Source organism: Stenotrophomonas sp. STEN035, assembly GCF_056759935.1.
This window is the reverse complement of the sequence record NZ_JBRRDY010000050.1, coordinates 1-24,226: the sequence shown is the minus strand read 5'-3', so window position 1 is coordinate 24,226 and position 24,226 is coordinate 1. Positions and strand designations below refer to the sequence as shown.

Sequence of the window (24,226 nt, the reverse complement as noted above, 5' to 3'; positions counted from 1 at the left end):
GCGGCCCTTGGCGGGCATGAGTTTTCCCGCTAATCCCCCCCCGTTGGGAGGTCCCGGGGGTGCCAGGGGGCTTTCCGGGTCTTCCCGTGGGCGCTGTTTGGCGGGCCACTACCGACAGCAGCAGAGCCAACCCCTTCGCTTCGCAAAAGGGAGGGAGCAAACCCCACCGTTACTTTGTCCTCATAAACCCGACCCGGGTTTCAGGCGATAATCCGCCCAGCGCCGGCGTGTTGCCCGCGCACTCCCCCGTTTCGGAATTGCAATGAGCGAGATTCGCAAGGTACCGGCCTCCGCCGGTGCGGAATGGCTGCTGACCGGTTTTGGCCTGCTCAAGCGCGCGCCACTGGCGCTGGGTTCGCTGGGCATCCTGTGGGGCGTCGGCACCTCGCTGGTGCTGTCGCTGTCGATGCTGGTGCCGGCACTGGGCACCGTGGTGCAGCTGCTGCTGCTGTTGGCCGGCCCGTTGTTCATGGGCGGCATGTTGTGGGCGATCCGCGAGGTCGACCAGGGCCGAGCCGCCAAACCTGCGCACCTGCTGCAGGGCGTGCAGGAAGGCCGCGCGCCGCACCTGCTGGTGGCCCTGTTGCCGCAGCTGTTTGCCGCGCTGCTGCTGGGCACGCTGCTGCTGGTGCTGGTCGGCACCGATGGGCTGCAGCAGCTGTCGGTGGTGATGGTCAAGCTCAATGAGCTCAGCCAATCCGGTGCACAGCCAGACCCAGCGCAGATCGAGGCTTTGGTGGCGACGCTGCCGGCCGGGCGCATCCTGCTGTGGCTGCTGTTGCTGATCGCCAGCTTCGTCGCTGTGACGCTTGCGCTGTTCGTGATGCCACCGCAGGTAATGTTCGAGCGCTCCGGTGGCATGCACGCGCTGCGCGAAAGCCTGCGCGCCAGCATCCACAACCTGCCGGCGATGCTGGTGTTCTTCGTGCTGGCGTTCATTGCCATTTTCGCGATCTATTTCGCGGTGATCATCGTGGCGCTGTTCATCGGCCTGATCGCCGGCCAGGTCGCCGCCATGGCAATCGCGCAGTTGTTGCTTATGGCAATACTGATGCCGGTCTTCGCCGGCGCCGTGTACGCAGCGTGGAAGCAGATTCTGGCGCCAACCGATGCCGCCGGCCCGACCCCGCCGCCGGTAAAAAACGGTCACGTGTTCGAAGCCTGATCCAGGCTGCGACGTCGCTTGCAGCAAGGCCGCGCAGAGATGCGCGGCCTTTTTGTTTTACACCGTGTCGCGGCTGCGCTTGATCAGGTACATGGCCTGGTCGGCAGCATGCAGCAGGGCATCCACCTCGGCACCGTCCGCAGGGTAAGCGGCCACGCCAATGCTGGCGGCGATAGCCAGGGTGAGTGCTTCGCCATCGCGCAGGTAGTGCATCGGTGCCTGCAACGACTGCGTCACCCGCTCCATCAGACGATGGGCATCACTGATGTCGTCGAGTTCTTCCAGCACCAGCGCGAACTCGTCGCCACCCAACCTGGCCACCGTGTCGTTCTCACGCAGCGCACCGCGCAACCGTGCGGCCAACTCGATCAGCACCGCATCGCCGGCACCGTGGCCCCAGGTGTCGTTGACCTCCTTGAACCGGTCCACGTCCACATAAACCAGCGCGAACATGCCGCCGTGGCGCTGCGCGCGGTGATGGGCGCTTTCCAGCCGGTCCATGAACAAGGCCCGGTTGGGCAACCCGGTCAGCATGTCGTGCATGGCCAGATGGCGCATTTCCTGCTCCATCTGCTTGCGCTGCTCGACTTCGATTTCCAGCTGGCGGTTGCGCTCGGACAGCTCGCTCAGCGCATCACGCAGCGCCACCCGGTGCCGGTACAACTCCAGGAACACCTGCACCTTGGACAGCAGGATGGTGGCCTCCAGCGGCTTGGCCATGTAGTCCACCGCACCGAAGCCATAGCCCTTGAGCCGGTGCACGTCGTCGGCATACGTCGCCGTGACGAAGATGATCGGGGTCTGCCGGGTGGTTTCTTCCTGCGACAGGATCTCGGCCACTTCGAAGCCGTTGATGTCCGGCATGTAGACATCCAGCAGCACCAGCGCGAACTCGTCGTCCAGCGTCGCCTTGAGTGCATCGTTGCCGCAGGCCGCCTCGACCACTTCCACGTCGAGCTTGGCCAGCACCCGGCGGATCACCAACAGGTTGGCGGGGTTGTCATCTACGGCCAGGATCTTGGGGCGCTGCACTGCCACCGGCTTGGTCACGAGCATAATGCTTCCAGCAAAAAGGGAATTTCGGGGAGCGGCAGGCAATGATCGGCGCCTGCCAGCTCCAGTGCGGCGGCAGGCATCATAGCCACTTGCGCCGTTTCCGGGTCCTGAACGATCAGTGTGCCACCGGAGCGTCGTATCCGTGCACACCCTTCGGCGCCATCGGAATTTGCCCCGGTCATCAGCACAGCCAGCAGCTGTCCGCGCCAGACCTCGGCCGCAGATTCAAACAGAACATCGATCGAAGGGCGTGAAAATGCCACCCGTGGGTCGATGCTCAGGGCAAAACGGCCGTTGCGCTCGATCAGCAGGTGATAGCCGGATGGGGCCACATAGACCCGCCCCGGCTCGGGCAGCTGGCGTTCTTCGGCCTCCTCCACCGGCAGCCCACTGCGGCTGGCCAGCAGCTCGCAGAACACCCGCATATCCTCCGAACCGCTGTGGCAGACCACCACCATCGGCACCGGCAGCGGCCCTGACAGGCCGCCCAGCAATTGATGCAAGGCAGCAAGCCCGCCCGCCGAGCACCCCACCACAACGGCTTGTGGAGGCTGCCCGGACGCGGTTTTCACAGTAAGCCACCAGCGTTGCGGTACAGCCGCAGTTCGGCATCCAGCGGCACGAAATCGCGCGCACTGGGGGCGAAGCGGATCGACTCGCGATTGCCCAGGCACAGGAAACCGCCGCGGCTGAGGCTGCTGCGGAACAAACCCAGCACCCTGTCCTGCAGCGTGTCGGAGAAATAGATCAGCACATTGCGGCACAGGATCAGCTGCGCCTCGGTGAACACGCCATCGCAGACCAGGTTGTGGTTGGCGAAGGTGACCCGCTCCTTGAGCCGTTCGTCCAGCTTCATGAAGTCGTAGCGGGCGTGGTAGTAATCGGACAGCGTATGGCGGCCTCCGGCCGCCAGGTAATTCTCCGAGTACAGCCGTGCATCGCGGATCGGGAAGATGCCTTCCTGTGCCTTGGCCAGTGCTTCATCGCTGAAGTCGGTGGCGTAGATCTGGCAGCGGTCATACAGACCGGCTTCCTTCAACAGGATGGCCAGTGAATAGACCTCCTGCCCGTGCGCGCAACCGGCCTGCCAGATATTGATCTGCGGGTACGAGGCCAGCACCGGGAATACTTCATCGCGCAGCTTGCGGAACACCGCCGGGTTGCGAAACATCTCCGACACCGGCACCGACAGTTTGGCGATCACCTGCGGCACCATCTCGTCTTCACGCAGCACGCGCGCGGTCAGCTCACTCACCGAGGGCAGGTTCAGCCCATGCGCCAGCGCCAGCACCCGCCGCTTCAACGAGGACGGCGCGTAACCGGTGAAGTCATAGCCATGCCGCCGCGACATCGCGGTGATGAAGGCATCGACTTCGATGTCGTCGATGTCATCGCGCAACGGTTGCGGGGCGATGGGACCTACTTTTGCAGCCATACGCGCATCATCGACAACAGCTTGTCCAGGTCCACCGGCTTGGTGAGGTAGTCATTGGCACCGGCATCCAGGCACTTGTCGCGGTCGCCATGCATCGCCTTGGCGGTGACGGCGATGATCGGCAGGTTGCTCCATTGCGGCAGCTTGCGGATTTCGCGGGTGGTTTCGTAGCCGTCCATGCCCGGCATCATGATGTCCATCAGCACCAGCTCGATGGACGGATTCTCCTCCAACTGCTGCAGCGCCTTGTAGCCATCCTGCGCCATCGACACATTCACCCCGCGCGAACGCAGCGACTTGGACAGGGCGAACAGGTTGCGCATGTCGTCATCGACCAGCAGCACCTGGCGGCCGCCCAGATTATTGTCATCGGACGGCGTGGCGTTGGCCCCACGCGAGCCGATGCTGTGCAGGAACAGGCTCACTTCATCGAGCAGGCGCTCGGGCGAACGCTGGCCCTTGATCACGATGCTGTCGGTGTACTGGCGCAGCTTGAGGCTGTCTTCGCGGCTCAGGTCCTGGCCGGAATAGATCACCACCGGCGGCACTGCAACCAGGGTTGCCGCCTTCTCCAGGAACTCGATGCCGGAGATGCCGCCCAGGTTGAGATCCAGCACGATGCAGTCGTAGCTGTGGGTGGCGATGCGCTCCAGCGCTTCTTCGCCCGAGGCGACCTGGTCGATCTCCACATTGTCTGCCTGCAACAGGCGGGTCAGCGCCAAGCGCGAATCCGGATCGTCATCGACCAGCAACAGCTTGCGCACGATCTTGCCGGCCACATCCAGCAGATGGTCGAAGGCGGCAACCAGCGCCTTGCGATCCACCGGCTTGGTCAGGTAGCCGACCGCGCCCAGCGCAACACCGCGCGCGGCTTCATCAACGGCGGAAATGAAGTGCACCGGGATGGCAGCAGTGACCGGGTCGTGCTTGAGATGCTGCAGCACCGACCAACCGTCCATGCCCGGCAACATCACATCCAACAGGATGCCGGTGGGACGATAGCGCCGCGCCAGCTCCAGGCCACTCTCACCATCGGCGGCGGCAAGCGCGCGGTGGCCCTTGCGGCGGATCAGATCGACCAGGATGCGGGCGAAGGCCGGATCATCTTCCACCGTCAGGATCACCGTTTCACCCGCCGCAATGGCGTGGCGATCATCGGGGATCCAATCAATCAACTGCGCGGTAGCTGCGCGCGCCGGGCCCGGCGTGGGTGCTGGCCGCTGCTCGATGGTGGCCTGGCTGGCGGCCACGGCGCTTTTGATGCCGGCCGACAACAGCGGCAGCACCAGGCTGAAGCTGCTGCCCTTGCCTTGTTCGCTATCAACAACCAGCTGCCCGCCCAGCAACTGCGCCAGGCGCCGCGCGATCGCCAGCCCCAAACCGCTGCCACCGTAGTGACGGCTGGTGCTGGAATCGACCTGCTCGAAGGCCTCGAAGATCGAGTCCAGACGCTCTTCGGGAATGCCAATACCCGTATCACGCACGCTCAGCGCTACATGCTGGTCGTCGGCAGCGGCGCCGATGCGGGTCAGCATGGCGCTGTTGGCCATCGCCATATGCAGGGTCACCGAGCCTTCGCGGGTGAACTTGAAGGCGTTGCCGAGCAGGTTGTTGAGCACCTGCTGCAGCTTGGAACGATCGGTGACCAGTGCGTCGGGCATCGACGGGTCCACGTCGATGGCGAACTCCAGACGGTTCTCCATCGCCATGTGGCGGAAGTGGCGCGTCACCTCGCGGGTGATGGCGTCGATCTTCACTTCCTCGCGGTGCACATCCATCTTGCCGGCCTCGATCTTGGACAGATCGAGGATGTCGTTGATCAAGCGCAGCAGGTTGGAGCCGGAGTCGTGGATGACCGCAGCGGCTTCCACTTCCTCCACGTCCAGATGCCCGCTTTCGTTCTCGGCCAGCTCTTTCGACAGGATCAGCAGGCTGTTGAGCGGGGTGCGCAGCTCGTGCGACATATTCGCCAGGAAATCGGTCTTGTACTGGCTGGCGCGCGCCAGCTCCTGCGCCTTGAACTCGGTCTCGCGCTGCAATACCTGCAGCACGTCCTTCTGCTCATTGAGCACTTCGGTCTTCTGCCGTAGCTCTTCGTTGGAGGCCTGCAGTTCCTCGGCCTGCACGCGCAGTTCTTCTTCGGAAGCGGACAGGCGCTGGGCCTGCTCTTCCAGCTCGACGGTCTTGCCCTGCAACTCTTCGTTGGTGGCGCGCAGTTCTTCTTCCTGCGCCTGCAAGGCCAGCTGCGAGACCTGCAGCTCTTCAGCCTGCGCGCGGGTGTGGTCCAGCAGCAGTTGGGTCTCGTCGGCGCGGCAGATATTGTCCAGGCCCAGCGCCACGGTCGGCAGCACTGCGTCGATGAAGGCTTCCTGGGTGGCGTTGAAATGACCGAAGGTGCCGAACTCGAACACGCCCAGCAGGCGATCCTTCAACAGCAACGGCACCGCCACCAGATGACGCGGCTGCGCTTCCCCCAGCGCCGAGTGCACGCCGAAGAAGTCATCCGGCACCTGCTGCACGCTGATGCGCTTGCGCTCCAATGCCGCCTGCCCGATCAGGCCATCGCCAAGCCCATAGTGCAGGCCGAGATGCTTGCGCCGCTGGAAGCCGTAGCTGCCTTGCAGGCGCAACTGCTTCTCCATTTCGTTCCAGGCAAAGAACACGCCGATCGGCGCATCAATGCGCGGCGCGATCTGCGACACCAGCGCCTGCGCGTAGTCGTCCGGGGTCTGCGCGGTCTGCAGCTCAGCACCAACCTCGCCGACGCTGAGCTTGACCCAGTTGGCATCACGTGAGGCCACCGAGTTGCGCCGGAACACCTCCATCGCGCGGGCCATCTCGCCGATTTCATCCTTGCGGCCAAGGCCATCGATCTCTATTTCCAGATCGTCGCCGGCCAGCCGCGTCATCTCTTCGGTGAGGCGATTGATCGGGGTGACAATCACCCGCGAAATCAGCCACAAAACAACGATGACGATCATCAGCCCGACTACCAGCAGGATCAGCGACAGGTCGTGCGCCTGACCGATCCGGCGGCTCATCTGCGCCCGGTCACTCAACATCAGGCTGACTTCGGAGTTGTAGATGCCGTCCAATGTTTCGGCCAAGGCATTGCCCTGGCCGCCGTTGCTGACCGCATGCAGCAACTCAAGCTGGCTTCTGGGTGCTGCATCAGCGGCCGGACGCAGCACCGCCATGACCTCGCTGTCCCAGGTCCGGGCCTGCTGCTGGGTACGCCGCAGGCGCTCGGCCACGTCACCGCTACCGGCAGCAACGACAGCTGCCTCAATGGCCGCATCACGGCGCTCGCGCAGTTGGCTGAGCGCCTCGATCTGCCGCTCACCATCGCCCAGCAGATAGTTGCGGATGGCTATCTGCTGCAGCCGCACCGCCTGGATGGCGTCTTCGATCTGGTTGGTGACCTCAAGCTGCACCGCCTCGCGCTTGCGCGCGGCATCATCCTGCCCCGAAGTCCGATAGCTGACCACGCTGGTGGCCAGGAAGCACAGGAAGAACAAACCAAATGCCGCCAGCATCTTGTTCAACAGCGACACGTTGTTGATCCAGCTCTCTTTCTTTTGCGTCATGCAGGTGTCCCCCGGGGTGCCACCACGCCTGCCAGTCCGCGCGGCCTCTTTTCAGTGAAAAATAGCGCAGATTGCTGACGACCGCCTGCTACGGTTGAATCAGGGCTTGGCGGTCTTGCCCTGGTCGCGCGGCTGCAGCCAGCGCGAGGCATGTATGCCCAGTTCGTAAAGGAAACACATGGGTATCGCCAGCATCAGCTGGGAGACCACATCCGGCGGGGTCAGCACCGCCGCCAGCACAAAGATACCGACAATCGCGTAACCGCGGCCTTCACGCAGCTGCTGTGGGCTCACCCAGCCCAGCAGGACCAGGATCACCATTGCCACCGGCAGCTCGAAGCTGGCACCGAAGGCAAAGAAGATGGCCAACACGAAATCCAGGTAGGCGTTGGCATCCGGCGTGATGGCGATCACATCGGGACGGAAGGTGGTCAGGAAATGGAATACGGCCGGCAGCACCAGGAAGTAGGCAAAGGCGCAGCCGATGTAGAACAGCGCAACCGCCGAACCAAGCAGCGGCAGGGCCAGGCGCTTTTCACGGGCATACAGCGCCGGCGCCACAAAGGCCCAGGCCTGGTACAGCAGCCACGGCACCGCCACGAACAGGGCGGCAAAAAAGGTCAGCTTCAGTGGCGCGAAGAAGGCACCGGCCGGATTGGTGGCAATCATCGATTGCCCAGCCGGCAGCTGCGAGATCAGCGGCGTAGCCAGATGGGTGTACAGGGTGCGCGAGAACGGCATCAACGCCAGCAGCACCACACCCAAGCCCAGCAGCGCGCGCACCACCCGTGAGCGCAACTCGATCAGGTGTTCGATCAGGCTGCTTTCGTTCAGATCCGCCGCACTCATGGCGTCCGCTCCTGGTTTGCCCGCCCCTGACTTGGCGGGGCCTGCTCGACGCCTGCCGGCGCATCACCCAAGGGGATGCTGCGATTGAACTCGGGGTCGATGGCAGCGTGACTGACCGGCGCAGCGGCCGCATCCAGCGGGGCTTGCTCAGCAGCTGCGGGCGATTCCCCATCAGCCGCCGCGATCGGACGTGGCTCAATGGTGCGCGGTTCGATTACCCGCTCGGCAGCCGATTCCGGCAGCTCCACTTCGCGCTTGAAGGCATCGGCCTCGGCGCGCACCTGCCCGGCCTGGTCGCGCAGCCCGGCCTCGGCCTGCTGCATCGACTGGCGCACATCCTGCAGATTGCGTTTGAGCTCCTCGGCGTGCAGCTCGCGCTCCAGCTCCTGCTTGACCGAGTCCCACTGGTTGCGGGCACGGCGTACCCACAGCCCGGCAAAACGCGCTGCCTTGGGCAGACGTTCCGGGCCGAGAACCACCAAGGCCACCACTGCGATCAGCAGCAGTTCGCTGAAGCCGATATCAAACACGTCGCGCGCTCGGGATCAGCGCGCGTCGCGGTCGTGCTCGGCCTGCTTTTCGCCGCTCTTGTCGGCATCGCGCGATTCATCGCTCAGCTGTGCAGCCGGCTTGTCTTCGTCACGCATGCCCTTCTTGAACTCTTTGACCGCACTGCCCAGATCCTTGGCGCCGCTCGTCAACCGCTTGGTGCCAAACACCAGCAGCACGATGACCAGCACGACCAACCAGTGCCAGATGCTGAAACTGCCCATGATCTGCTCGCGTTATCTGTGTGGAGGTTGTCGAGCATAGCGCACAAGGTCTTAACTGATCGCTATGCCAAAGGTCAGTTGCCGCCGTCCAGGCTTTCGGTGCGGATCTCGCCTTCGGAGACCGGCTGGAAGCCCTGCTGCGGTGCCGGTTCAGCGCTGGCGTGCTGCAACGGCGCGGTGGTCGCGGTATCGGCACCAGCCGTATTGGCTGCCGGCGCCTGCACGCTGACCGCATTGCTGCGCGGCGCGCTTGCCGCCACCGGTGCGGCACTGCCCTGGGTGCCACGCTTTTCGCGCGCCGCATAGGTGGATTCTTCCAGACGGTCACGGAAGGACACGACGTCGGACGACGGCGCGGTATTCAGGCGGCCTTCCAGGATCATGCGCGGGGTGGTGTTCTGGCCGTAGGCATCGAGGTTGGCGGCATCGTCGATCTGCAACACCGCACCATCCAACGCCACGCCTGCAAACAGGCCGCGCGCGCGCGACCACGACCAGATCTCAGCCTTGAGCTGGCCGTCGGTAGCCGCCGAGGCATTGCGGCCAACCGGGCCGGCGGCGACACCAGCGTCGGCGCCGAGAGTGAACTTGCCGTTGACGATGTTGTCCAGACTGCGGTCGTTACGGAACACCAGGATCACGTCCGACGACTGCACACCGGCCTGGAAACCGATGCTGCCGCCAGTAAGCTTGATGAATACCGGATTGGACCAGCTGCCATCGGCCATTTTCACCGACATCAGGCCGTGGCCGCGGCGTCCACCCAGCACCAGACCGGCCTTGATGGTGTCCGGCAGGACGATGATGGCGCGGCCTTCATCCAGCAGTTTGTCGGGGATGGACTGCTCGGGGATGTTCTGGATTTCACTGAGCACCCGCACCGCATTGCGGGCACGCTGATCTTCCTGCGGACCGGCGACAGCAGTGGCGGACAACAGGCTCGCGGACAACAGCAGCACAAGGCACGGCAGGCGGCGCATGGGTAACTCCGTAGGTCGATGCATAGAAAGATAGCGCAAGTGCCTGAAATTAGTAGCGTGGCTCTGAATAGCTGGTGAGCGGGCGTGAGGCATGAACACCTGTGCCCCCTCCCTTTCGCATCGCGAAGGGGAGGGTTGGGGAGGGGTGATGTCCGCTGCAAACCCACACTCCTCCCTTCTCCCCCCATACCTGCGAAAATGGCCGGATGTCCAACGCCCCCACTACCGCGTTGCTCGCGGTCAATCTAGGCACGCCCGAGACACCCACCGCGCCTGCGGTGCGGCGCTATCTGGCGGAATTCCTCAGCGACCCGCGCGTGGTCTCGATCCCGGCTTTGCTGTGGAAACCCCTGCTGTACGGGCTGATCCTGCCGCTGCGCAGTGGCCGCTCGGCACAGAAATACGCCCAGGTCTGGTTGCCCGAAGGCTCGCCGCTGGCGGTCTACACCCATCGCTTGGCCAAGGCCATGCAACAGCAGTTGCCGCAGTGGCGGGTGCGCGAAGCCATGCGCTACGGCGAACCGGCCATGCTGTCGGCGCTGGATGCATTGGCTGCCGAGGGTATCCAGCGCATCGTGGTGCTGCCGCTGTACCCGCAGTACTCCAACACCACCACCGCCTCCATCGAGGACCGCGTGCAGCAGTGGCAGGCGCGCAACCCGAAGGTGACGGTGCAGACCATCCGCGACTACGCCGACGACCCGGCCTGGGTTGCCGCGGTCGCCGCCTCCATTGCCGATTACTGGGCCGAACATGGCCGCGGCAGCAAGCTGGTGTTCTCCTTCCACGGCATCCCGCAGCGCCTGGCCGATGCCGGCGACCCCTACCCGCAGCGTTGCGAGGCCAGTGCCAAGGCCATTGCCGCTGCGCTGGGCCTGACCAGCGATGCGTGGGAACTGGCCTACCAATCGCGGTTCGGCCGCGAACGCTGGCTGCAGCCCTATGCCGAACCGCGGCTGTGGGAACTGGCCGAAAGCGGCATCAAGACCCTGGACGTGGTCTGCCCGGGTTTTGCCACCGACTGCCTGGAAACCCTGGAAGAGGTGCAGATGGGCTTCACCGAAACCCTGGCCGAACGTGGCGCACGCATGCGCTACATCCCCTGCCTCAACGATAGCAGCGCCCACGCAGCTGCGTTGGCCGCGCTTGCGGCGGCGCAACCGGCATGAACGCAACGCCGTTTGAGCTGCAACTCGATGGCATTCGCGTCGCCGGCCTGCGCGCCGGCAACCCGGATGGCCTGAAGGTCCTCGCCCTGCATGGCTGGCTCGATAACGCAGCCAGCTTCCTGCCGCTGGCCGCACAGCTGCCAACGCTGGACCTGGTGATGGTCGACCTGCCCGGCCATGGCTATAGCGACCACCTGCCACTGACCACGCCGTACACCACGCCGCACGCCATCGTGCAGACCCTGGCCATTGCCGATGCGCTGGGCTGGGACCGCTTTGTACTGCTCGGCCACTCGATGGGTGCGGCAATCGCCAGCCTGGTCGCTGCGGTGGCCGGTGAGCGCGTGCAGGCACTGGTATCGATCGAAGCACTGGGCGGACTGACCGCACCGGCCGGCGAAACCGTGCAGCGCCTGCGTACCTACGTGGAGGCGATGCTGAAGCTGGACGCCAAGCAGCTGCGGGTATTCCCCGACCTGAGCGCGCCGGTACGCGCGCGGATGATGGTCAACCAGCTCAGCGAGGCCTCGGCGCGCCTGCTGATAGAACGCGGGGTCAAACCGGTCGACGGTGGTTGGAGCTGGCGTAGCGACCCGCGGCTGATGCTGCCCACTGCGGTACGGATGACCGAAGAACAGGTCTGCGACGTGGTCAGCGCCATCCTCTGCCCGGTGCAGGTGATCTACGCCACCCCGGCCCAGTCTTACTTCCCGGAACCGGAACGCAGCCAGCGCGCGGCGCTGCTGCCGGATGGCCGCCTGCATACCCTGCCCGGCCATCACCATGTGCATATGGATGATCCCGAAGCAGTCGCGCTGATAATTCGCGACTTCATCGCGGTCTTGCCCGACGCCAGCTGAATATGGAAGCCGATGCCAACAGCATCGGCTTCAGTAGTAAGCGCGGCAGCCGATAACCCCGGCATTGCCGTAATCGAGAAGATGCCCCGCAGTCCCGCAACGGGTGCTGCGCGCCCCACCAGCGCATGTCCCCCCGCCCCGCCCTCCGGCCCGGTGTCATCACCGGCCTGATCCTGCTCGCCTGTTGGCTGGGCTGGACCACCGCCAGCGTCGTCGCGCTCGGCCACCGCCCCGCCGGTGACGAAGCTGCGCTGACTACGCTGGTGGATGGACTGCGCGCGCAGGGCCAACTGCCTGCCATTGGCGCGCCGCTGGCAATCCGACTGAACCCACCCGATTGCGCCTGCGAACAAAGCGAGCAGGCCTGGCAACAACTCAGCACCGCACTGCAGTCACAAGGTGCGCACGCCATCGCACTGAACACCGCAGCCGCCTACGAGCTGCTGGTGCTGGCCGCCGATGGCCGCCCGCTCTATGCCGGCCCCTTGCAACCTTCCGCGCTGGCCTGTGGCCGCAGCGATGCAGCACTGACCAGCTGGCTGCCGGTACTGCTGGCCGAGCACAGCCCGCCCCTGATCCTTCCTCCCCGCTGTTCCTGTTGAACAGGAGTTCCCGATGTCCACTCGTCCCCACGCCACAACGCCACCTCCCGACGCCTATTACACGCAGCTGGCCTGCGCGGCGGACCGTTTATTCCTGTATTTCGGCCTGATCCTCGGGCTGGCGTCGTTGGCACTGGCGCTGTGGTCGGGGCAATGGCTGCCTTTCTACGCCGTCAGCCTACCCTCGTTGGCACTGATGGCGGTGCAGATAAAACTGGCGCCGGGCAGCCTGCTCAGTCGGGTGACCGTGGCCTTGGTGCTGATGGCACTGGTCGCCGCCACCATCCAGCAGGCCAATGGCCTGGTGGAAATGCATTTCGGCGTCTTCGTGGTGATCGCGCTGCTGTTGTATTACCGCGACTGGATTCCGGTGGTGGTTGCTGCGGCGGCAATCAGCGTGCATCACCTGGCCTTCTACTGGCTGCAGTCCCGCGGCCTGCCGGTGCGCGCCTTCGCAGCAGGCAGCGGCTTCAACATCGTGCTGCTACATGCGCTGTACGTGGTGGTTGAAACCGCCTTCATCAGCGCAATGGCAGTGCAGTTGCGGCGCCAGGTACTGACCTTGGGCGCAGCACCCACGCGTCTGCGGGCGATGGTGGATGCGATCGCCAGCGGCGAAAACAGCGACGCCATTGGTATTGATGGCAGCTTCGCAACAGGCACCCTCGCCGATGGCGTGCTGCGGATGCGCACCCAGCTTGAGCAGAAGCAGCAGCAGGAAGCCGCGCTGCACCACGAGAACATCCAGATCCGCGCTTCGCTGGACGCCTCGCGCACTGGCATGATGATTGCCGACAACGAGCACATCATCCGCTACGTCAACCGCTCGGTGGTGGCCCTGCTGCGCAACCAGCAGGACACCTTGCGCAAGGCCTTCCCCGACTTCAACGTCGATACCCTGGTTGGCAGCAGCATCCACCGCTTCCACGCCAACCCGGCGCGCATCCGCGGCATGCTCGATCAGCTCAAGAAGGTACACAACGGCCAGATCACCATTGGCCCGGTGCATTTCAGTCAGGTGGTGACGCCGGTATTCAACGCCGACGGCAGCCGCAGCGGCTTCGCGGTGGAGTGGCACGACCGTACCCAGGAACTGGCGCTGGAAAACAGCGTGGCCGACATCGTCGCCGCCGCCTCGGCCGGTGCTCTCGACCAGCGCCTGCAGGCGGTGAGCGAGGCCGGCTTCATCCAGACGCTTACCACCGGCATCAACCAGTTGCTGGAGGTGGTTGCCACCACCACCGGCGAACTGCGCACGATGTTGTCGGCGCTGGCTGCTGGCGACCTGGATCATCGCGTGCAGGGTGACTATGCCGGCGACTTCGAAGCCATGAAGATCGACGCCAACCTCACCGCCGAACGCCTGACCGGCATCGTTGGCCAGATCAAGCAGTGCTCGCTGGCGATCAACACCGCCGCACACGAACTGGCGGCAGGCAATGACGATCTATCGCGCCGTACCGAGCAGCAGGCCGCCAACCTGGAGGAAACTGCCGCTTCAATGGAAGAACTGACCGCCACGGTGCGCGAGAACGCGGCCTCGGCCCGTCAGGCCAACCAGCTGGCAATGGGTGCTGCCGATGTCGCTGCACGCGGTGGCGATGTGGTTGGACAGGTGGTGTCGACGATGCATGCGATCGAGCTGTCGTCCAAGCGCATCGCCGAGATCATCGGGGTCATCGATGGCATCGCCTTCCAGACCAATATCCTGGCGCTGAACGCCGCGGTGGAAGCCGCGCGTGCCGGCGAGCAGGGCCGCGGTTTCGCCGTGGTGGCATCGGAAGTGCGCAGCCTGGCGCAGCGCTCGGCCACCGCCGCACGCGAGATCAAGGAACTGATCGGCGACTCGATGGGCAAGGTGGATGATGGCGCCGCGCTGGTCGCACAGGCCGGCAGCACCATGAGTGAGATCGTCGGTTCGGTGCAGCAGGTCAGCGACATCGTTGCGCGGATTGCGGCGGCTTCGCAGGAACAATCGGCCGGCATCGAGCAGGTCAACCACACCGTCGTGCAGATGGATGAAACCACCCAGCAGAATGCAGCCTTGGTGGAGGAAGCCAGCGCGGCGGCGCGCTCGATGGAAGAGCAGGCCAGTGCCTTGGCGGAGGCGGTTTCGGTGTTCCGTTATTCGACCGGTGATGCGGCTGAGGTGATGCGCCGGGCGGGGTGAGGTTGCTGTGTTGCTGTAGCGGCAGAAGAGCAAAATCAGACGCAGAAAAACGCTGGAGCAAAAGCCCCCCTCCCTAGCCCTCCCCTTGCCTGCGGCAAAGGGAGGGGATGGATCATGCACTTGGCAGCTATCTAGACACCTGCAGCGCCGGCTCTTCCCCTCCCTTTGCCAAAGGCGAGGGGAGGGTTGGGGAGGGGTGCTTTTGGCTTTTGGCTTTTGGCTTTTGGCTTTTGGCTTTTGGCTTTTGGCTTTTGGCTTTTGGCTTTTGCTTTAGCCCTTCTCCCGCTTGCGGGAGAAGGGTTGGGATGAGGGGACGCTTTTGATCTTCCCGGTAAGGCCCTGCCGAGCATGGCTCGGCACTACAGTGGCCCTCAGCCCTGCGCCCGCAGCAACTGATGCAAGGTGCTCTTCAACCTGCGGCCTTCCTCACGCAGGTAATCACGCTCATCCCGCCACTCAGGAAAACGCGCTTCAACCTCCGCCCAGAACGCCGGCGAGTGGTTGGCCTGCAGCAGATGACACAGCTCGTGCACCAGCACGTACTCAAATGCCGACGGCCGCGCCAATACCAAGGCCAGATCCAGGGCCATCGAACCATCCGGTGCCAGTGATCCCCATTGCGAGGACATCACCTTCGGCCGCAACCGCGACGGCGCACGCGCCAACCCCGGCAGATAACGCGGCAGCCACTGGCCGACATCAGCACGCACCTGCACTTCATAGAATTCACGCAGCGCGCGCCGCAACGCCGGCTCTCCAGCGCGTGCCGGCAGCTGGATCGTCACCACACCCGCATCAACCTCGATGCGGGTGAACCGACCTTCCTGCCATTGCACCGGCAACAATTCGCCGCGCAACGGCAGCACGCCGGGCTCGCGCAGACGCAGTGCTGGCGCGAGCAAGCCATCGCCACCCAGCCGCGCCAACTGTTGCTGCAACCACTGCCGGTTGGCTTGCAGGAAACGTTCGCCGGAGACCAGGCTTGCCCGCAGTGGCATGGTCAACCGCGCACCGCGTTCATCGACGCTGAGTTTGAGCCGGCGTGCACGCGGATCACGCACGCGCAGCACTTCAATCTCCGCATCGTCCAGGCGCAGGCGCACCGTGTCGCGCTGGATCACCGGCGCGGCGGGGGTCATCAGACGGCGAAGCAGACTAACCATGGTCCCAGCATAGTCCCTACCCGGTTACGAAACCGGGTAGGTCAGCAACGGGTTCAGCTATCAGCCTTGCTCAGCTTGAATGCCTGCTCCAACAGCAGGAACAGTCGGCGGATTTCGCCGCTCTGCAGGGCAAAGCGCGCATCCAGTTCGGCGCGGCGGCCTTCCTCGTCGATGTGCTCGAGCTGGTCCAGCGCGCCATCGAGGAACTTCAACTTGCGTACGATCAAGTCGTCGCCGAGCACGAAGGACAGGTTGTCCTCGAAGATCAGCGCCAGCTTGGTCACCTGCTTGCCAGCATCCAGGTGCTTGTCGATCTCGTCGCAGCGCAGTTCCTGGTGCTGGCACTTGACCACCGCGCCGCCTTCGGCCGGGTCCTTCATCTCGCATTCTTCGCCCAGGCTCAGGCCTTCGGGCAACGGCTCGCCGGCGATCCACGCGGTCAGGATGGCGCGCGGTGCGACTTCGGCGTTCAGCGGCATCGCCGGGAAGCTGCCAAGCATGCCGCGGATGTCGCTCATCACGTTCTCGCCGGTCTTGCGGCTGGAACTGTCGACGGCGACATAACCGTGCTGCAGGTCGAGGAAGGCATCGGTGCGCGAGCTCTTGACGAAGGCGCGCGGCAGCAGTTCGTGCAGCAGGTCGTCCTTCAGGCGCTTGCGCTCGCGGCCGCCGGGCTTGCGGCCTTCCTTCTCTTCGATCTCTTCCAGCTTGCGCTGCAACAGATCGTTCACCACCACGCTGGGCAGGATCTTGTCTTCGCCACCGACGGTCAGCCACAGCGCATCACCGATGCGGTGCGAGAACTGGGTCTTTTCTTCACGGCCAAACGGCGAGATGAAGCCGCGCGAGGTCATTTCCAGCGCGCCGACCGGCTTGAGCACCACCTGCGGCAGCAGCGTGTCGACTTCGGAAAAATCAATGGAGGTAGGGAAACGGAACAGCGTGAGGTTCTTGAAAAACATGGATGTCCTATTTCGTATTCATGGTTCAGGGGCTTGCTTCTCTTCGCAGGAGAAGCTGCTCCGAAGAGCGTGCCGCCGGTGGAGCCGGGGGATGGATGAGGTGATGCGCAGTGCTTGGTTTGAAACCACCGTAGCACTGCCTACCTCATCCCAACCCTTCTCCCGGAGGGAGAAGGGCCTCTTGATCTTGTTGTTTGTCGCCGCCTGCAAGCCAAGCCTGTGGATCGGACGCCGGCGCCTGTTCATTGCGACCCAGCGCCATGAAATCGAACAGTTTGGGATCGGCCAGCTGCGAAGGGCGGATGTCGCCCAGCGCGCGGGATATCTGCTCGATGCGGCCGGGCGTGTCTTTTTCCCACTGCTTCATCATCAGGCCAACCTGCTTGCGCTGCAGGTTTTCCTGGCTGCCGCACAGGTTGCACGGAATGATCGGGAACTGGCGGGTATTGGCGTATTCGATGATGTCCGCTTCACGCACATAGGCCAGCGGGCGGATCACCACATGCTTGCCGTCGTCGCTGCGCAGCTTGGGCGGCATCCCGGAAATCTTGGAATGGTGGAACAGGTTCATGAAGAACGTGGCCACCATGTCATCGCGGTGGTGGCCCAGCGCGATCTTGGTGAAGCCATTGGCTTCGGCATAGGTGTACAGCGAGCCACGGCGCATGCGCGAGCACAGCGAACACATGGTCTTGCCTTCCGGGATCACCCGGCTCACCACCGAATAAGTGTCCTGTTCGATGATGTGGTACGGCACGCCTACCGAGGCCAGGTATTCGGGCAGCACATGCTCGGGGAAACCCGGCTGCTTCTGGTCCAGGTTCACCGCCACCAGCTCGAACGGCACCGGCGCCTTCTTCTGCAGCTGCAGCAGGATGTCCAGCAAGGTATAGCTGTCCTTGCCGCCGGACAGGCAGACCATCACCTTGTCACCGGCCTCGATCATGCCGAAGTCGGCAATGGCCTGGCCTACCTGGTGACGCAGGCGTTTGCCGAGTTTCTGGTGTTCACGTTCGGCCACGTGCGGATCACGGGCCCGCGGGGCGGGATCGGGCAGGGAAATGACAGCGCTCATCCGCCCATTCTACCGGGTCGGCAGCGTCCCTCACGTGGCCAGCGGCAACGTGTATGCTCAATCCCCGTGGAGACCATGACCCCCGAGCAGATCAGCCAACGCATCGCCGTCCTGCGCGCCGAACACCGCAGCCTGGACGAAGACATCGCGCGCCTTGCCGCCAACCCGGACGACGATCTGGAGGCCAAGCGGCTGAAGAAGCGCAAGCTGCAGCTGCGCGACTGCATCACCAAGCTGGAAAGCATGCTGATCCCGAACGAGCCAGCCTGAATGCGGTTCAACGCAAAACCCGCCAACAAACGGTAGTGCCGAGCCATGCTCGGCAGGGGCCTTCCAAGGCAATCCAGCAACACCGCAACACTTGTAGGAGCGGCGTCAGCCGCGAAGCCGGCAGCGTTGAAACCGCCGGCAAACCTGCAATCCGACTGACCAGTGGCTTCGCGGCTGACGCCGCCCCCACAAGACCAATCGGTAGTGCCGAGCCATGCTCGGCAGATGCCTCACCGGTAGAGCCCCAGCGGAGCATGGCTCCGCTCTACAGGGGCTTCCATCAAGCTGCTGGCGGCACTTCCGGCTTCACCGCTTCCGGGCTCACGCGCTCGATGGTGTGGCGCAGTTCGCGGCCGAGGATGAACTTGGCGTCCTTGGCCCAGGCATCCAGTCGTTCGTCGAACAGCAACTTGCTGTTCTGGTCCGGCCAGACCAGGCGCAGTTCGCGCATCTTCTGGATGAAGCCACGGAACAGGGTCTTGTCGAAGAACTCCGGTGCGGCCGGTGCGTACAGCAGGCTCAGGCGCTGTGCGGCCTGCTGGCACAGGCTTTCCAGTTCGCCGGCACCCAGCGTGCCCGGGCCGTTCTTCACCAGCACCGAGATGGCGATGTAATAGCGCTCGAATGCCTGTTGCAGCGAGTGACCAATCGCACGCAGACGGAACACTTCATCAGTCTGGCCGGTGCTGCGCGCGAGCATGCCGCCGTCATCCTCGCCCACGTGCTGGAGCAGGCCTTCGCGTACGAATACGTCGATGGTCTGGTCGATGCGCGCGGCGAATTCGTCCTCGGTCCATGGCAGGAACAACTCCGCCTGCAGGAACGGGTACAGGCCGCGACCCAGCCTCAGCAGACCGCCACGGCTCATGCGGCGGTTGTTCTGGAAGCAGCAGGCCACCCACGACGATGCGGTGAACAGATGCAGCACGTTGTTGCGGAAGTAGCTCAGCAGCACCGCGGTGTCGCCGCTGACGCTGAGCACATCGCCGAGCGGGTGCTTGATGCGGGTGAGGACGTTGATTTCCTCGGCGTGGGCAATGATGCGCTCGGGCGAATGCGGCGTGACCGTGACCCGGTCGGAGTACGGCATTTCCACCAGCAGCTTCTTGCACAACTCGATCTGCGCGATCAGGTCGGCCTCGCCCATCGCGTGCTTGGGCGTGGACAGCAATGCCAGCGCCAGCAGGTTGATCGGGTTGACGTCGGCGGCGGCGTTGATGCGTTCCTGGATCTGTTCGGCAAGCACGTCGACGGTGCCAGCCAGCCAGCCCGGCTTCTCGTCTTCGGGCACCGGTTGGCCATCCCATTCGGGCGCCATCTTGGCCAGCACGTCGTTCAGCGCGATCGGTTCACCGAAGTTCACCACCACCTGGCCGTAGTTCTGCTTGAGCACCTTGGGGATGCCCCACAACAGCGCCCAGATCGATTCCTTTTCCTTTGGCCGGCCGGTCAGCTCGTCGAGGTAGCTGTTGCCCTCCATCAGCTTTTCATAGCCGACGTAGATAGGCTGGAACAGCACCGGCTTGCGTGGCTGGCGCAGGAAGGCGCGCAGCGTCATCGAGATCATGCCGCCCTTGGGCTGCAGCAGGCGGCCGGTACGCGAGCGCCCGCCTTCGACGAAGTACTCGATTGAATAACCGCCAGCCACCAGCTGCGCGACGTACTCGCTGAGCACCGCCGAGTACAGCGCGTTGCCCTTGATCGAGCGGCGGATGAAGAACGCGCCGCCCTTGCGCAGCAGGGTGCCGACCACCGGCAGGTTGAGGTTGATGCCGGCCACGATGTGCGGCGGCACGATGCCGCGGTCATACAGCAGGTAGCTCAGCAGCAGGTAGTCCATGTGGCTGCGGTGGCTGGGCACGTAGATGATTTCGTGGCCAGGCGCGGCTTCCTTGAACTTGTCCAGATGGTGTACCAGCACGCCGGCGTAGATCCGGTTCCAGACGTGGCTGAGCATGAAGCTGGCCGAGCGCACCACCGGGGTGGAGTAGTCGGCAGCGATTTCCCAGGCATAGCCCTGCGCCTTCTTCCAGGCGTCGGTTGTCTTGGAGTTGTCGCGCTTGGCCTGCACGGCGATCGCTTCGCGCACCGAATCGGCTTCCAGCACCTTGTCCACCAGCAGACGGCGGGTGGAGAGATCCGGGCCGATGATGGATTCGCGGATGCGGCGGAAATGGGTGCGCAGCACGCGCTGCAGCTTGCGAACAGTGCGCTCCGGCTCCAGGCCTTCGTCGACGGTGCCGCGCAGCGATACCGGCGGGGCGAAGCGGACGATGGTGTCGCGGCCGTTCAGCAGGATCGCCAGCAGGCGGCGGAAGCGGCCGACCAGCGCCCAGTTTTCCGAGAACAGCACCGCGAACCAGCCGCTCTGTTTGTCCGGGGCGCGGCCAACGAAGATCGACACCGGCACCAGGTGCACGTCCAGGCCGGGGTTGATACGGTGCGCCTGCAGCAGCTTGGCCAGCGAATCAGAATGGGTCTTGGCGCCGCGCTGCTCGGGGATCAGTGCGCTGTTGCTGGAACGCCGCGACAGCGCCACATAGGCGCGCTTGCGTCCGGTCGGGTCGCCGGCCAGCGGCACCAGCGGTGAGGGCAGGCCGGCATCGCGGCAGGCCTTGTCCAGGATCAGCGCATTGGACAGACCGTAGTCCTCCAGCACGTACACCACCGGGCGGCCATCGTTGTGCTGGCCGGCCTGCTCGGGCTCGATCTTCAGACCGAGCCAGGGCTCGATCAGCTTGCCCAGCAGACGCGCCCACCACGGGCGACGCGCGACACGGGCCGCGGGTGACGGTCGCACAGAGGCGCCCGGCACGATGGCAGCAGGAGTGGCGGGCGTCGCGTTGGCGTCGTCCGGCGGCAGCAGTTCGCCCTGGTCGGGCTGGGATTTCTGTTTCGACATCGGCGCCATTATGGCTTAGCCGCCGCTGCGGCGTTGTCTGCTGTTTCCGGGTCTGGGACTTCGGTCGCTTGCAGGGCTTCGGCCTTGGCCTGTTCGGCAGCGCGCGCGGCCACCAGCACGGCGTCCACATCGCTGAGCGTGCGTGCCAGATACCAGCGTTTGTCATGCCGCACCAAGGCCACTTCAAGGTCCAGCTGCTTGCCTGCCAGCGGGTACTGAACGCGTACGGTGGCGCGGTCGCCATCCTGCGAGACCAGGCCGGTACGCATCTGATCCACGCTTTCATCCAGCTTCAGGCCATACGCGGCCAGCACCTGCTTGCTGGCCGCGGCGAACGGGCCGAGTTTCTGCAAGGTGCCGGTCATGCCGGCCTGCTGGAAGGCCTGCTCGCCGGCCAGGCCGGTGGCGCGGGCGGCGGCAGTGAGAGTGGCAATCGAGGTCTGCGCCAGCTTGGGGTCCGGCAACGGTGCAGCCTGGGCCCAGTCGCTGAGCGCGGTGACCAGTTGCACGTAATGCGCACGCTCGGCCGCGTTGTAGTCACCTTGGTGGCTGATGTACTGCACGCCAAACAGACCCAGCGAATGCGCGGCCTGCCGCACGGCGGCGGTCTGGCCCTCCAGCTGCGCCTTGAAGGCACGCTGCAGTTTGCGCTCGGCATCCTGCTCCGACAGCGTGGCCAGCAACGCAGGCAGTTTTTCGTCCAAGGGCAGTTCGGTCAGCGGCCAACGGCTATGGCCCTGCGCCCAGGCCGCCTCCAGTTCGGCGTACTGGGCCGGCGGCACCGCAGCGCGGGCATAGCCGACCAGATCGTTGTTGCGCAGGTGCTGGCTCAGCTGGCGCACCGCAGCCGCTGGCTCGGTGGCGGCACCGGGCAGGGGCTCGGCGTTGCGCTTGCAGGCCGCCAACAGCGCTACGAGGCAGACCGAAGTCAGGATGATGGTGTGGCAACTGCGTAGTGAACGGCGTTGCATGGCGGCGGCTATCCTCCCGTAGGCCAAGCATCTTGATGCCTGCCCGGTGACAGCGGCAAGCACGGCCGTCACGGTGGAGCGGAGAGTCGGGATTGGGGTTCGGTGATGGCTGACAGCAGGAGCCCCCTCCCCAGCCCTCCCCTTGCCTGCGGCAAAGAGAGGGGGCGCATGGCTGGTTCGATGGGTTCATGCACAGGGCCGGGTCTGCTCTCCGGCTGCCACGCATCAAAGCAGCGAGCGTTGTTACTCCCAACGAATCCCCAAATCCCGGCATAAAAAAAGAGGCCGCCCCGTTGCCGGTGACAGACCTCCTCAAACCGGTACGGGACCGGTAGACATGTTTGACGCATCGCCGGCAGAGCCGGACGAAACGTAGCCTACCCGCCCGATTCAGTTAAAGCAACACTTTATAAACATCTATGCAAGTGATTGATTTATTTGATTGATTCTGCAATCTCATGCTGAATAGCCAGTGCCGTAGCACGCGGATCAGCAGCCAGACGGATCGGCCGACCGACGACAATCGCGTCAGCGCCATCGGCAAAGGCCTGGGCCACGCCCACGGTGCGCTGCTGGTCATCGCCCACCGGGCCGCCGGGGCGGATACCGGGGCAGACGATGGAGAAACCCTGACCGGTAGCAGCGCGGATTGGCGCAGCTTCCTGGCCGGAGGCGATCACGCCGTCGATGCCGGCACGCTGCGCGGCCAGCGCGCGCTCCACCACCACGTCCACCGGCTCACGGTCGATGCCCATCTGCGCCAGATCCGGGCGGCCCATCGAGGTCAGCACGGTGACCGCCAGCAGGCGCATCTCCGAGCTGTTGGCGCCCGCGGCGGCTTCCATCATGCCGGGATGCCAGCCGTGGATGGTGCAGTAGCTCACCGGCCACTGCGACAGGCGCTTGATCACGCCGGCAATGGTGGCCGGGATGTCGAAGAACTTCAGGTCGACGAACACGCGCTTGTCGCGCTTGGCCAGTTCGTCGAGCACGTCGAAGTACTCGCCCGAGGCCAGCAGTTCCATGCCGATCTTGTAGAACGACACGGCGTCGCCGAGCTTGTCCACCCACTCGATGGCTTCGGCCTTGCCGGGCACGTCGAGGGCGAAGATCAGGCGCTCGTCGTTACGCAGCGGCAGCGGTGCGCGGCTCATCGGGCCACCTCCAGCGCTTCACGCTTTGCCCCGTTGCGCAGGTCTGCCGGCAGCGACCAGGCATTGTTGATGGCCGCACCTTCCCAGCCACCGTAGGTGGGGTTGGACAGGATCCACCAGCGCGAGCCGATCCAGCCCTGGTACTTGTCCAGCAGCAGGTCGCGCGCGGCCAGGCTGTTGTCCTCGACCTGCAGGAAATCGGTGAACTGGTCGCCCACCTGCATCAACACGCGGTAGCTCTGCGCCACCAGCTGGCGGCGGCAGCCCTTTTCGCTGCCGTGTTCGGTGCAGCCCGGCACCGGCGTGCCCAGGCCCAGATAGACGCTGTCATCGGCGACCGGGAAGCCAACCGCACGCAGGTTGGCGATGGTCGCGTCCTTCATCGCCGCAGTGCGGTTGCTGATGTAGATCATGGTCACGCCCTTGGCTGCGGCGGCCTGCGCGAACTGCACTGCGCCGGGCACCGGCTGCGCCTTGCGCTCATCCACCCAGGCTTCCCAGCTTGCGTCGTTGTAGCTGCTGCCATCGCGCACCAGACGCGCCTGGTAGGGCGAGTTGTCGAGCACGGTCTCGTCCACGTCCACCACCACCGCCGGCTTCAGCTTGGCCGACTGGTGCTTGCCGCCTTCTTCCGGCAGCAGCGCGGTCCAGCTGCCATCGGCCAGGGCCGCGTCAAGCTGTGCGCCGGCCAGCTTCCAGGTCTGCAGCGCGCTGGCCCGGTACTCCTGCGAACGCTGCACCCACAGCACGGCATTGAGGTTGTCGTTGGGGGCATTGGCCGGAGCTGCGATGGCGTCGGCCGAGGCCGGCGAAACGCGGCTCAGCGGCGCGGTCGAGCTGCAGGCGGCCAGCGACAGCACGGCGCCGGCCAGCAGGGTAAGGGCGGGGAATCGGGACATGGCAACTACCGGGAATCTTTGAAAACCGCGCAAGTTTACCGGCTCCCTGCTTTGCCCGCCTTGCCGGGTCAAAACCGCGGTTAAAACCGGGGTGGGGGGGGGGGGGGGGGGGGGGGGGGCCGCCCCCCACCGCCCCCGCGACGCGGGCCCGCAGGCGCACGCGAGATGTGGGCGGCCGCCCCCC

At 64.8% G+C, this 24,226-nt stretch carries 21 protein-coding genes; 6 read left to right on the top strand and 15 right to left on the bottom strand.

The features are described from left to right. The first annotated feature begins 262 nt into the window (after positions 1 to 262). On the top strand, positions 263 to 1,165 hold the full coding sequence (locus ACVOLL_RS19245) for a BPSS1780 family membrane protein (protein ID WP_481514358.1): 903 nt from the start codon (positions 263 to 265) through the stop codon (positions 1,163 to 1,165). Between the two features lie 57 nt (positions 1,166 to 1,222). Here ACVOLL_RS19245 and ACVOLL_RS19240 read toward each other — a convergent pair whose 3' ends face one another. The 8 genes from ACVOLL_RS19240 to ACVOLL_RS19205 form a co-directional block, all read right to left on the bottom strand. Next, positions 1,223 to 2,221, bottom strand: a complete 999-nt coding sequence (locus ACVOLL_RS19240; RefSeq protein ID WP_481514357.1) for a diguanylate cyclase domain-containing protein — start codon at positions 2,219 to 2,221, stop codon at positions 1,223 to 1,225. After that, entirely contained in the window at positions 2,212 to 2,793 is a 582-nt protein-coding gene (locus tag ACVOLL_RS19235; protein ID WP_481514356.1) for a chemotaxis protein CheB, read from the bottom strand. The genes ACVOLL_RS19240 and ACVOLL_RS19235 overlap by 10 nt, the downstream gene beginning before the upstream one ends. Further along, positions 2,790 to 3,656 (bottom strand): CheR family methyltransferase, encoded by an 867-nt coding sequence (locus ACVOLL_RS19230; RefSeq protein ID WP_481514355.1) that lies wholly within the window; start codon positions 3,654 to 3,656, stop codon positions 2,790 to 2,792. Before ACVOLL_RS19230 ends, ACVOLL_RS19235 begins: the two co-directional genes overlap by 4 nt. Continuing rightward, positions 3,641 to 7,243 (bottom strand): response regulator, encoded by a 3,603-nt coding sequence (locus ACVOLL_RS19225; protein WP_481514354.1) that lies wholly within the window; start codon positions 7,241 to 7,243, stop codon positions 3,641 to 3,643. The genes ACVOLL_RS19230 and ACVOLL_RS19225 overlap by 16 nt, the downstream gene beginning before the upstream one ends. 99 nt (positions 7,244 to 7,342) lie before the next feature. Then, positions 7,343 to 8,092 carry a twin-arginine translocase subunit TatC gene (tatC, locus tag ACVOLL_RS19220; RefSeq protein ID WP_481514353.1) on the bottom strand — a complete coding sequence of 250 codons (750 nt, stop codon included), beginning with the start codon at positions 8,090 to 8,092 and terminating at the stop codon, positions 7,343 to 7,345. Beyond that, positions 8,089 to 8,622, bottom strand: coding sequence for a Sec-independent protein translocase protein TatB (gene tatB, locus ACVOLL_RS19215; protein ID WP_481514352.1), 534 nt, complete (start codon positions 8,620 to 8,622; stop codon positions 8,089 to 8,091). Before tatB ends, tatC begins: the two co-directional genes overlap by 4 nt. Positions 8,623 to 8,637: 15 nt before the next feature. Continuing rightward, positions 8,638 to 8,865, bottom strand: coding sequence for a Sec-independent protein translocase subunit TatA (gene tatA / locus ACVOLL_RS19210; protein WP_481514351.1), 228 nt, complete (start codon positions 8,863 to 8,865; stop codon positions 8,638 to 8,640). A 74-nt stretch (positions 8,866 to 8,939) separates the two neighbouring features. After that, on the bottom strand, positions 8,940 to 9,845 hold the full coding sequence (locus ACVOLL_RS19205; protein WP_481514350.1) for a lipid-binding SYLF domain-containing protein: 906 nt from the start codon (positions 9,843 to 9,845) through the stop codon (positions 8,940 to 8,942). A 206-nt stretch (positions 9,846 to 10,051) separates the two neighbouring features. On the opposite strand from ACVOLL_RS19205, the gene hemH reads away from it, so the two are divergent. From hemH to ACVOLL_RS19185, 4 genes are all read left to right on the top strand, one after another. Beyond that, a complete protein-coding gene (gene hemH, locus ACVOLL_RS19200) occupies positions 10,052 to 11,014 on the top strand; it encodes a ferrochelatase (RefSeq protein WP_481514349.1) in 963 nt (320 codons plus the stop codon). Continuing rightward, positions 11,011 to 11,874 (top strand): alpha/beta fold hydrolase, encoded by an 864-nt coding sequence (locus ACVOLL_RS19195; RefSeq protein ID WP_481514348.1) that lies wholly within the window; start codon positions 11,011 to 11,013, stop codon positions 11,872 to 11,874. Before hemH ends, ACVOLL_RS19195 begins: the two co-directional genes overlap by 4 nt. 125 nt (positions 11,875 to 11,999) lie before the next feature. Beyond that, positions 12,000 to 12,476 (top strand): hypothetical protein, encoded by a 477-nt coding sequence (locus tag ACVOLL_RS19190; RefSeq protein WP_481514347.1) that lies wholly within the window; start codon positions 12,000 to 12,002, stop codon positions 12,474 to 12,476. 13 nt (positions 12,477 to 12,489) lie between these two features. Further along, positions 12,490 to 14,646, top strand: coding sequence for a methyl-accepting chemotaxis protein (locus ACVOLL_RS19185; protein ID WP_481514346.1), 2,157 nt, complete (start codon positions 12,490 to 12,492; stop codon positions 14,644 to 14,646). A 371-nt stretch (positions 14,647 to 15,017) separates the two neighbouring features. On the opposite strand, the gene ACVOLL_RS19180 is transcribed toward ACVOLL_RS19185, so the two are convergent. The 3 genes from ACVOLL_RS19180 to ttcA form a co-directional block, all read right to left on the bottom strand. Then, positions 15,018 to 15,809 (bottom strand): M48 family metallopeptidase, encoded by a 792-nt coding sequence (locus tag ACVOLL_RS19180; protein WP_481509502.1) that lies wholly within the window; start codon positions 15,807 to 15,809, stop codon positions 15,018 to 15,020. A gap of 53 nt (positions 15,810 to 15,862) precedes the next feature. Beyond that, positions 15,863 to 16,771, bottom strand: a complete 909-nt coding sequence (locus tag ACVOLL_RS19175) for a recombination-associated protein RdgC (RefSeq protein WP_481509503.1) — start codon at positions 16,769 to 16,771, stop codon at positions 15,863 to 15,865. 145 nt (positions 16,772 to 16,916) lie between these two features. After that, positions 16,917 to 17,846: a tRNA 2-thiocytidine(32) synthetase TtcA gene (gene ttcA, locus ACVOLL_RS19170; protein WP_481514345.1), complete on the bottom strand. Its 930-nt coding sequence runs from the start codon at positions 17,844 to 17,846 to the stop codon at positions 16,917 to 16,919. A gap of 75 nt (positions 17,847 to 17,921) precedes the next feature. Here ttcA and ACVOLL_RS19165 point away from each other — a divergent pair, with 75 nt between their 5' ends. Next, a complete protein-coding gene (locus ACVOLL_RS19165) occupies positions 17,922 to 18,116 on the top strand; it encodes a YdcH family protein (RefSeq protein ID WP_481514344.1) in 195 nt (64 codons plus the stop codon). Between the two features lie 280 nt (positions 18,117 to 18,396). Here ACVOLL_RS19165 and plsB read toward each other — a convergent pair whose 3' ends face one another. From plsB to ACVOLL_RS19145, 4 genes are all read right to left on the bottom strand, one after another. After that, positions 18,397 to 21,018 carry a glycerol-3-phosphate 1-O-acyltransferase PlsB gene (plsB, locus tag ACVOLL_RS19160; RefSeq protein ID WP_481514343.1) on the bottom strand — a complete coding sequence of 874 codons (2,622 nt, stop codon included), beginning with the start codon at positions 21,016 to 21,018 and terminating at the stop codon, positions 18,397 to 18,399. A gap of 8 nt (positions 21,019 to 21,026) precedes the next feature. Continuing rightward, positions 21,027 to 21,989, bottom strand: coding sequence for a hypothetical protein (locus ACVOLL_RS19155; RefSeq protein WP_481514342.1), 963 nt, complete (start codon positions 21,987 to 21,989; stop codon positions 21,027 to 21,029). 434 nt (positions 21,990 to 22,423) lie between these two features. Further along, on the bottom strand, positions 22,424 to 23,143 hold the full coding sequence (pyrF, locus tag ACVOLL_RS19150; RefSeq protein WP_481514341.1) for an orotidine-5'-phosphate decarboxylase: 720 nt from the start codon (positions 23,141 to 23,143) through the stop codon (positions 22,424 to 22,426). Further along, on the bottom strand, positions 23,140 to 24,042 hold the full coding sequence (locus ACVOLL_RS19145; RefSeq protein ID WP_481514340.1) for a 5'-nucleotidase, lipoprotein e(P4) family: 903 nt from the start codon (positions 24,040 to 24,042) through the stop codon (positions 23,140 to 23,142). Before ACVOLL_RS19145 ends, pyrF begins: the two co-directional genes overlap by 4 nt. Positions 24,043 to 24,226 lie beyond the last annotated feature (184 nt).